Annotated in this window: 11 protein-coding genes; 4 read left to right on the plus strand and 7 right to left on the minus strand. The window is 64.3% G+C overall.

Features of this window, described 5'->3' with window-relative positions; translation table 11 throughout:
- Positions 1 to 247: 247 nt before the first annotated feature.
- The gene (locus tag LQV16_RS05335) at positions 248 to 757 is read right to left on the minus strand and encodes a hypothetical protein (protein ID WP_229992861.1); all 510 of its coding nucleotides are present in this window, start codon (positions 755 to 757) and stop codon (positions 248 to 250) included.
- Positions 758 to 914: 157 nt separating this feature from the next.
- Here LQV16_RS05335 and LQV16_RS05340 point away from each other — a divergent pair, with 157 nt between their 5' ends.
- Positions 915 to 1,721 carry a hypothetical protein gene (locus LQV16_RS05340; protein WP_229992862.1) on the plus strand — a complete coding sequence of 269 codons (807 nt, stop codon included), beginning with the start codon at positions 915 to 917 and terminating at the stop codon, positions 1,719 to 1,721.
- 40 nt (positions 1,722 to 1,761) lie between these two features.
- Here LQV16_RS05340 and LQV16_RS05345 read toward each other — a convergent pair whose 3' ends face one another.
- Positions 1,762 to 2,145, minus strand: coding sequence for a TfoX/Sxy family protein (locus LQV16_RS05345; protein WP_229992863.1), 384 nt, complete (start codon positions 2,143 to 2,145; stop codon positions 1,762 to 1,764).
- 117 nt (positions 2,146 to 2,262) lie between these two features.
- Positions 2,263 to 2,628, minus strand: coding sequence for a hypothetical protein (locus LQV16_RS05350; RefSeq protein WP_229992864.1), 366 nt, complete (start codon positions 2,626 to 2,628; stop codon positions 2,263 to 2,265).
- A 470-nt stretch (positions 2,629 to 3,098) separates the two neighbouring features.
- On the opposite strand from LQV16_RS05350, the gene LQV16_RS05355 reads away from it, so the two are divergent.
- On the plus strand, positions 3,099 to 3,302 hold the full coding sequence (locus LQV16_RS05355) for a cold-shock protein (RefSeq protein ID WP_011690916.1): 204 nt from the start codon (positions 3,099 to 3,101) through the stop codon (positions 3,300 to 3,302).
- Positions 3,303 to 3,457: 155 nt separating this feature from the next.
- On the opposite strand, the gene LQV16_RS05360 is transcribed toward LQV16_RS05355, so the two are convergent.
- Positions 3,458 to 5,293 carry a BTAD domain-containing putative transcriptional regulator gene (locus tag LQV16_RS05360; protein ID WP_229992865.1) on the minus strand — a complete coding sequence of 612 codons (1,836 nt, stop codon included), beginning with the start codon at positions 5,291 to 5,293 and terminating at the stop codon, positions 3,458 to 3,460.
- A 308-nt stretch (positions 5,294 to 5,601) separates the two neighbouring features.
- Between LQV16_RS05360 and LQV16_RS05365 the strand changes: the two genes are divergently transcribed.
- Together LQV16_RS05365 and LQV16_RS05370 are read left to right on the plus strand one after the other, a co-directional pair.
- Positions 5,602 to 5,778 carry a hypothetical protein gene (locus LQV16_RS05365; protein WP_229992866.1) on the plus strand — a complete coding sequence of 59 codons (177 nt, stop codon included), beginning with the start codon at positions 5,602 to 5,604 and terminating at the stop codon, positions 5,776 to 5,778.
- 354 nt (positions 5,779 to 6,132) lie between these two features.
- A complete protein-coding gene (locus LQV16_RS05370; protein WP_229992867.1) occupies positions 6,133 to 6,600 on the plus strand; it encodes a hypothetical protein in 468 nt (155 codons plus the stop codon).
- Between the two features lie 43 nt (positions 6,601 to 6,643).
- Here the strand turns inward: LQV16_RS05370 and LQV16_RS05375 are convergent, their stop codons facing one another.
- The 3 genes from LQV16_RS05375 to LQV16_RS05385 all read right to left on the minus strand — a co-directional run bounded on the left by LQV16_RS05375 (position 6,644) and on the right by LQV16_RS05385 (position 7,952).
- The gene (locus LQV16_RS05375) at positions 6,644 to 6,949 is read right to left on the minus strand and encodes a DUF1905 domain-containing protein (RefSeq protein WP_229992868.1); all 306 of its coding nucleotides are present in this window, start codon (positions 6,947 to 6,949) and stop codon (positions 6,644 to 6,646) included.
- A gap of 92 nt (positions 6,950 to 7,041) precedes the next feature.
- Entirely contained in the window at positions 7,042 to 7,563 is a 522-nt protein-coding gene (locus LQV16_RS05380; RefSeq protein ID WP_229992869.1) for a hypothetical protein, read from the minus strand.
- Between the two features lie 206 nt (positions 7,564 to 7,769).
- Complete coding sequence (locus tag LQV16_RS05385; protein ID WP_229992870.1) at positions 7,770 to 7,952, minus strand: PspC domain-containing protein; 183 nt, start codon at positions 7,950 to 7,952, stop codon at positions 7,770 to 7,772.
- Positions 7,953 to 8,670: the final 718 nt, after the last annotated feature.

Below are 8,670 nucleotides of genomic sequence, written 5' to 3' on the forward strand. Positions count from 1 at the left end.
CAGATGCTGCACGGCAGGTTCTCAGCTCCTGCATTATTCCCAACGCCATCCCACCCACCTATTGTTCCTTTATCGCGGAGTACGCCTACTTTCGCACGAAACTCTCCACGCCGATGAACGGAAGCAACGCCCCTACCGGCACCACGCCTCCTAGGATGTGTCTTCTGAAGCTGTCAGCCAGATGCTGATAGTGCACGGAGGGGTAGGAAAGCCATGCGACCCTTTGCTGCGGTTCAGGTCAACGTTGCTAGTACCGGCTGGCCGTAAGAGCGCCAAGGCGACGTTCCGCCCTCCAGATCAATGCCACGCTGCCAGCACCTCTACCATGAGGGCCCCATCCAATGGCGCCGGCCGAGACGCCATTCGAAGCCGTCCACTTCGACGCCGCGACCGGGACCGTACAAAGGCGGAACAGTCGTATCTCGCACTGGCCTTCTGCCCGCGACATGCCTTCGCGGCGCTGCTGGCGGCTGAAGCGCCGGACCGGATCGCGGCGCTTCACGTCCCTCGCCCGGATGACCGACGCGCTAATGGTCAGGACGACGGCGAGTACGCCAGCAAGCGCGACGGCCGCCAGCACGCCGTCGAACATCCCTGTAAAGATGGCTGAGACGGTCGTGGGTGGTCGTACCGCAGTTGCTTTCCCGGAACGCGCCACGAGCGACAGGATGGCAGCGGCGAAGATCCACACCGTCAACGCGGCCATGGCCAGCCGGAGTAATTGGCGCGTCCAGTAGATGCGTTTCAATTCAAGCATTTGGTCTCCCCCATAAAGACTCCTCAAAGAAGACGAGCGGCGTCCCGCTCGCTGAGAGAGATCGTACCTTCGCTGGCTGTACGGGGAGGCGGTGCCTCTCCAAGTGTGGTGTTCGTCAAGGGTGTTCTGGTTCAGTGCGGACCGCTACCTTTTCTCTATGGCCATGGGCAAGCAACGGCGCTCTGACCCCCTACAGGAATTTCTACTCAGAAGGAGTGGGAAGGTCATGAATCGGCGAACCAAAATCTTCTTTGGTGTGATCGTCCTCTTGCTGGTTGTTGCTGGGGCGACATTATTTGTCTACGACAACACAAAGAGGAGTAGGGCCGCGGAGTACAACCCGCAGATCAACCCAGCAGATTTCACTACTGAAATCACCAACAAATACTTCGCTCTCCCTGTGGGCAAAAAACTGACTTACGAGACCACCGAGCACGGAAGAGTCACCGAGAGGATCGAGATCGAGATCCTGCCAGAGACCGTGAACATAGGGGGTGTTGAGACTGCGGTCTATCTGGATAAGGAGTACAAGAACGGGCAGTTGGTAGAGGAAACCCGGGATTACCTGGCGCAACACAAAAACGGCGACGTCTGGTACTTCGGCGAGGACGTGAACAACTACTTGAATGGGATATTGGTGCACCACGCAGGCAGCTTTCGCCATGGAAAAGACGGGGCAAAAGCCGGCATCTGGATGAAGGCCGAGCAGCGCCCTGGCGACTCCTACAGGCAGGAATTTTACGTTGGTCACGCGGAAGACATGCGGGACACCGTAACTACCGGCGAGACCGTCTCCACCAAGTCAGGCACGTACACCGACTGCGTCAAGGTCTACGACTGGACGCCGCTTGAAAAGAACTCCCGGGAGTATAAGTATCACTGCCCCCAGATCGGTGCCCTGGCCCTTACCGAGGACCTGGAAACCGGCAGCCGGTCAGAACTCGTGAATGTTGTCCTGCCCTAGCCTTCTAACAGCACATCCAATCAACGGCCGGAGCCGGCGGCTACTTTTTGGGCCGGGGCTTAGAAACCTTCGGCTCCTTGGGCGGCAGCCCGGCCACATGCTCGAATGCTTTCTCCACCCAAGCCTTGGCCCGTGCCTCATCGCCGTCGCCTTCGGCATTCCAGATCTCCGGCAATCCGGTATAGCCGCCCATGGGGCGCTCAGGCGGCCCGAACGGAACGGTCCGCTCGGTGCTTTCGAGCATTTCCTTGTCCGTCTGGCCCAGCTTTACGCCGATGGTGGGGCCGAACAGGCCGGCGAACATGTTGCCGTTCACGAACGCCCCCAGGTTTCCGAACATCGGCTTGACGACCACCTCGGGATGGTCGGGAAGCACCCCGCGGAAGTGCTCCTTGTCGGCGTCGGAAGCTTTGGGCATGTCCATGAGTCTTCCTCCGGTAACTGACGGTCACGGGCTGGTCTCCCAGCAGGATATGCCCGCGGCCCGGCACGGTACAGGCGGTCGGCCCGCACCCGGCGGATCCCGGCGCGGCCGTGCTACTCAAAATGTAGACCCCTGACCCGGCGGGGTCAGCCTGGCCTCTGCCAGTTGCTCGGCTTCCTTGAAGTCGCGGTCCCAGGCTTTCTTGTCCTGGCCGACGCACCACCTGTAGGTCCCGTTCCACTTGGGCTCCACTACCGGGGCGGCTTCGATCTGCTGACGAGTCGGTCTGACCTTGGACTCAAGCCCAACCACAGGGGGCGGGGCGTACTTCGCCCTTAGTGGCGGCCACTCCGGCTCCGCCGCCAGTGGCTGCGACCGCCTCCGGTTATACCTGGCGAGGGCCACGATGGGGAGAATTATGCAGGCCAGGAACACGCCGAGCCAGAGCATCAGGAAGATCACGATCCCAATTAACATTCCCATGGCCCAGATTAACTTCTAAACGGTCCATGGCGGAAGGGTTCGGCTACGCCCGCCCGGCGGACCCGTCCCCGCCGTGCACGGCGGTAGCGGATCCCCAGGTCAGCGCCACCCCAAGACGCGGCCGCAGTCTCCAACCTGGAAACGCGCCGTCGTGCTCGCCGGCATGGAGCGGCACCAGCGCGCGAAGCGGGAACTGGTTGATGACTTCCTGAATGCTGACCAGATGCCGATCAACACGATAGGTAGCCAGGACCTTTCGGTTTGGGCATGTGTACGTCCGTCACGCTGTGGTAATTGGTGTCCGGAATCTCCTGTACAGTAGATCCTGTTGTTGTGTTTATGCAGTTCGTAGTTCAGGCAGTACGCATGGTCGAAAGCCCATGTTCTTCTGAAGCAGCGGTTTTGAGCACCCCAAACAGGAGGACCCGAAAGTCGGGACAGTTCCTCCACCTTCACGAAGGACAAAAATAATGGCTACTGGTACCGTCAAATGGTTTAACGCTGAAAAGGGCTTCGGCTTCATTTCCCCCGATGACTCCTCACAGGACGTTTTCGCACACTACTCTGCGATCAACTCCTCCGGCTTCCGCTCCCTCGAAGAGAACCAGAAGGTCTCCTTCGAAACCGAGCAGGGCCCCAAGGGTCCCCAGGCCACCAACATCCAGGCTATCTAATTTCCTTTTAGATACCCGGGACCGTTAGGTTTCGAGCAGGGCCCGTCTTCGGACGGGCCCTGCTTTTTGTTTAACCCACCCGTGCCTCCAAGAGGCTGACCACGACGGCGGCGCGCCTCCGCCGTCGTCCGCCCGCCACGGTTCCGAGCTTCGGTTCAGAGCTGGCCGCGCCGCGCCAGGTACGTGTTGAGCGCCGGGTTGTCGATGTCCTTGGCCAGCCACGGGATGGTCTCCGCGGCGGCGGTGTCGCCCAGGACCGCCCGGTGCGAGTGCGCCCGGACCACGAGTTCGCGCAATGCGCCGCGGCTGGCCATGGTCCCCAGCCGGTCGGCGTAGTCCCCGGCGGCGGGGGAGCCGGCGTCGATCGCGACCTCGGCGGCCGTGTCCAGCAGCCGCGCCCGGTACCAGAGATACCAGGGGGTGGTGTCGAGGCCACGCTTCAGCCACTCCTCGGCCGCGGCCTGGTCGTTCAGCGCCATGCTGAGCCGGGCTTTGGCCCCGGCGGCCAGGGTCAGGTAGCAGTGGTCGCCGGCGACATCCGCCATCACCCACGAGCGGTCGATCAGGGGAGCAGCGTCGTCCAGCCGGCCGGCGGCGAGGAAGGTCTCGCCGCGGAGCCCGGCCACAAACGGCTCGAACGCCGTCCAGTGCTCGGCCGCGATCAGTTCCTGGGCCCGATCCAGGCATTCAGCAGCCGGCTCCAGATCCCCGCGGAGCAGATGCACCCGGCCGGTAAGCGCAGTGCTGAACGCCAGCAGACGGCGGCCGCCCGCGGCGGTGGCGAGCCGCGTCGATTCGGCCAGCGCCGCCAGCGCCTCGCTGTAGTGCGCGGTGTCCGAGGCCGCCATGCCCTGGATGGCCAGGATCCTGGACCGTTCGTCGTCGAACCCGTCCGCCGCGCGGGCCGCCTGCTCCAGCCAGCCGGCCGCGCGGTCCGGAATGCCCCGCTGCACCGACAGGTATCCCAGCTCCCGGTACGCGGCCGCCGCCACCCGCGAGGCCGGCCGCCCGGGGTTCCGCATCTCCGACTGCAGGCCTTCCGGATCCAATCCCTCCGATTTCAAAGCCCGGTGCAGGAGATCGGCCACCTCGGCGCCGCGGCCGCCAGCCTGATGGATCAGCGCCCCGGACAGCGTGACCAGGGATTCGGCGAGCAAATGATGGTCGCCGGTACGTTGCGCTATCTCGGTTGCGAGGCGTAACTGCTCCAGCCCGCGGTCCACCGAGCCTGCCGAGAGCGACGCCTCGGCGGCATCGAGGTAGGACCGCACCGCGGCCCCACTGGCCGGCAGCCCGGGCTCGGCCGGCGGCGCCGCGTCTGTCAGCGCCCGGCGCACCTCCGCCGGCACGCCGAGCCCGAGCTCCCTGCGGTACAGCTCGCGGCATTTGTCGGCCTGCTCCCGCGCCCGCCGGTACTCGCCCAGGGACACCAGGGCCTTGATCAGCACGGCGTGGCAGTCGGCATTGAAGGGGTCCAGGTGTAGCGCGCGGGTGGCGAGGTCGACGGCGTCGTCCGCCCTTCCGGCCGCCAGCGCGGCGAGCGAGGCCTCATACAGCATCGTCAGCACGCAGTTCTCGAGCCGGTGCCGCTGGTCCTCCAGCCAGGACTCGAACACGGGGCAGTCCGCAAAGGTGAGACCCTCCAGAAGCTCGCCGTCGAAGGTGCGGGGGTCGGCGCCGCCGGCGGGAGTCAGGGCCGCCATCACATCGCAGTTCCACCCGGCCGGCAACACCAGCCGCAGCGGGTCGCCGCCGACCGATTCCGCGCCGAGGGTCCGCCGCAGCTCGGAGAGGTTCCAGCGCAGGGCGCCGAGGGGGTCCTCGGCATCGGGGAACAGGATCGCCGCCGTCCGGGCCCGGCCGGTGCCGCCCGGTTGAAGCGCGAGGTAGGCCAGCACAGCCCAGGCCTTGCGGCCCCGGGGCTGCCGGAGTGCGGTGCCAGCGGACTCGATCCTGGGCGGACCGAGGAGCCGAATCCAAGTCTCGGCCATATGAGTCATGCTACGCCGCTGGTGGGCGCGAGGGAGGGGGCGATGGTGAGCGTGCGTCGGGGGAGCGATAGGGGAGTGAACTGAGCCGAATCGGGCGGGTAGCTGGCCGAAATCCGGCCGGAAAACCCTCACACGGTGGCTCACACGGTGCGCGCGCAAACTGGACATGTCCCCACAAAAGGACCGAATTCCGGACCAGCGCCGCACCGCGTAACTCCCACAAGGATCAGCCCGGCGCTTGCCCTCAACACCAGCTCAATAGCCGCCCCCAACAACCAGCTCCATCACTCGCCCGAGGTGTTTCTCAAATGGAATTTGCCGCCATCCTGCTCGCCGGACTCTTGGTCTTCGCAGCCGTCGCCACAGTCGTTGCGGTCGTCCGCGACGGCAGGGGCCACACCCCGCCCATTCGGTCAACGCGCCCGTGGAAGGCCGGCAACCTCCCCAGCGAACCGTACGCATCCCTGCGGTCTCTCCAGAGCTGACCGTTCTGGCCCGACCCCCATTTCCGGCACCGGAAGTGGGGGTCCCGCGCGTCGTCCTGTGGCTTCGCCTGGCGCTGGCGGAGGCCGCCGGTACCACTGCAGCCGGGAACACCGACGTCGGCGATTTGGTGGGCAGCCGACGTCGGTGGTTGACCGGCCGTCTGGTTCCCACTGTCTAGACACTCGCAGTGGCGCGGGAGCATTCTAAACGTGTGCGCGTTTCGGGAGGAGCGGCTACGGGGCGGGAGCTTCCGTCTGGCTGGGGGCACCCCGGTGAAGCCGGGGACGGCTGACGGTCGGATCCCACTTTCCAGGCGCGCGGACACGATCGGCGAGGGAACCGGGGACCAGGTCATGGACGAAACATCCGATACGAGGCAGAGGCTGTCCAACCGCATCGACCAGAAGCAACGGGACCTTCAGGTCTACCTCGGCAGGGAAAGACCGCGGCGCACGCGCCTGGCGAGCATCAGCATTGTGGGCAGCGCGCTGGCCGCCTCGTTCGCGGCCGGTCCAGCGGTCGGGGGCACGGGGTTCACCGAAGCAGTGGCGAACATCTTCAACCTGGCCGACGACTCAATTGTGTGGCGAGGGCTGTGCCTGCTGGCGGTGATCTGTTCCGTTGCCGCGGCGCTGGCCACGAATTTTGCCACGTCCCGTTCCGTGGCGGACCGTGTGAGCGCGGCCGAGACCGCAAGTGCCCAGCTGGAGGGGCTGCAGGTGTCGCTGAACTTCGGCCACATCGATATCGACGAGGCCGTCAAGCTCTATCAGCAATACTCCACCCAGGTGGCCTTTGTCGAGGCATCACCCGCGCGGTGAGCCGTTCTTCGCCCGGCTCATTCGCGCGGCTCGTCACACGTGTTCAGCCCGGGAGCTCCAGCTCGACTTCCACGTCCACCTCGTCCCCGGCGCGGATGCCGGCCGCGGTCCTGATGGCCTTCTTGACGGGGAGGAGGTACGAGTTGCTCTTGCTGTCCGGAAAGAGCGACGTCCGCCAACGCTGCCCGGCGATGCAGGCGCTCACCTTCACCGAACCGAAGCCCTTGCGGAACGGGGCGGCCTGGTCCTTGAGCTCCTCCGCCAGATCCGGCGGCAACGTGATGAAGTGCCAGCCGGCCTGCTCGGGGTAGTGCCACAGCTCACCGCGGAACGCGTACGACGTCGTCACGCTCCGAGTATGGCACGCGGCGGAGGCCGGCTGAGTAGTCGCGGCGGCCCTTAGCTAAACGCGCAACCGTGATGATCAACGAGTGGGCGGACTCATTCGACCGCCGGGCAATCGCTGTGCTGGGACTTCATCCTCCACGTATCACCGTTTTTTGCGGGGTCGAGAACGTCGCGCTTCCATCCCTGACCGGGATCAACGAAGACCTGGGTGAAGAACGGGTCGACGACGAAGGCATCGAGCATGGTCAGCGCCTCAGCCTGCCGCTTCTGTTCGCTGCTCTCGAAGGCGTCGAGGTATTCGCCCTGCCAGGCACACAGCCAATACGTTGATGCCACGGCTTCCCCGCGACCTGCGGAGTCGTAATGCACGTTGGGGTCGTCGAAGCCCGGGGGTACCTTGGCGGGCCAGGCGACCCCGTTGGGAAGCGGGTGCGGAATCTTCTTTATCGCCTGCTGATAGAAGGCTGGAAGCTTGTCGACGTTGATGTCGGCGTCGGTTGGAGCAGACACGCCTGCGGGCGCGGTTGCGGTGGACACTGCTGCTGGCACTTCAGGCGTGTCCGCCACATTCGGCAAATGGGACTCAGCACAGCCGGTCAGCATGAGGACAGCCACTGCGAATCCCGACCAGCCCCACCAGTGCCTGCTTCGCCCGTGAACAAATGACATGAGACCGCTACCTCTTCCCCCGAGACGTATCGTGGCCGGTCGACTTCCCGACGGGCCTTGTTGGAAGCCAACACTGCCCGGAGCAGGAGCACAACCCGCCTGCGGGCCGACGTCGTGGGCGGCGCCGTGCGCCACCCACTAGTGGCCTTCGACTACGGGGCTTTGGGGATGATGATCCACAACGCGATGTACACGAGCTCACCCACGCCGAACAGGCCGAAGAACACGAAGCCGAGGCGAACCAGCGTCCTGGAGACACCGAGACGGTCCGCGAGGGCCGCGCAGACTCCGGCGATGATCTTGCTGTTCTTGGGCCTGACGAGAGATTGTTGCATCCAGCCAACGTAGCAGTGTGGCCCCGCCAGGAGAACAGGTTGCGGCCCCAAACTTCCCTTCCTGCTGTGACAACAACCCGTCCGGCGATCCGGGCAGGAGCGAGGGCGGATCATCGCATTGGCCGAGTTCCCCCCAGTACGCGGCCTTGTCGTCGAGGAGCTGCGGACTTTGACCGTGCACCGGAGGAATCCCTGGTCTTCGACGCACCCCAAACAGCGGGTTGAAGCGGACCGCTGACCCCTTGCCGGAGAGTCCCCGAGACCACGACGGCGGCAGTGTTGCGGACTGTGACGCGGTGCACAAACCACTATTGTGCGCGTCTTCGCCCTGACGGAGGCTTGCGCGGGCCAGTAATCCGCGCCAATTCAGGGTTCTTGCCCCATGGCACCCCCCTCCGCGGCCTGATTTGTGCGGGGTCCTCCTGGCGTGTAAAGTAATTCGAGTCGCCGCCGCTGATGCGGAAAGAAAGCGACCGACCCCCTGATAAACAGCCTGAAAATGGTTCGCAAATTTGCGCGCTAAATAACGGTGGGGACCTTCTTGAGAGAATGTAGATCGCAGAAATGCGAATTTGCAAACACTCCCAAGATCGGGTAAGTTTGAAAAGTTGCTCCGGAGCGATCCTCGACCGAAATGTGGTTGTGGTGGTGCCGGGTGTGTCTGTTGTTTGAGAACTCAATAGTGTGCCAAGTTTGTTGATACCAATTTATTGTATAT

This window comes from Arthrobacter sp. Bi26 (assembly GCF_918697925.1).
Classification (GTDB): Bacteria; Actinomycetota; Actinomycetes; order Actinomycetales; family Micrococcaceae; genus Arthrobacter.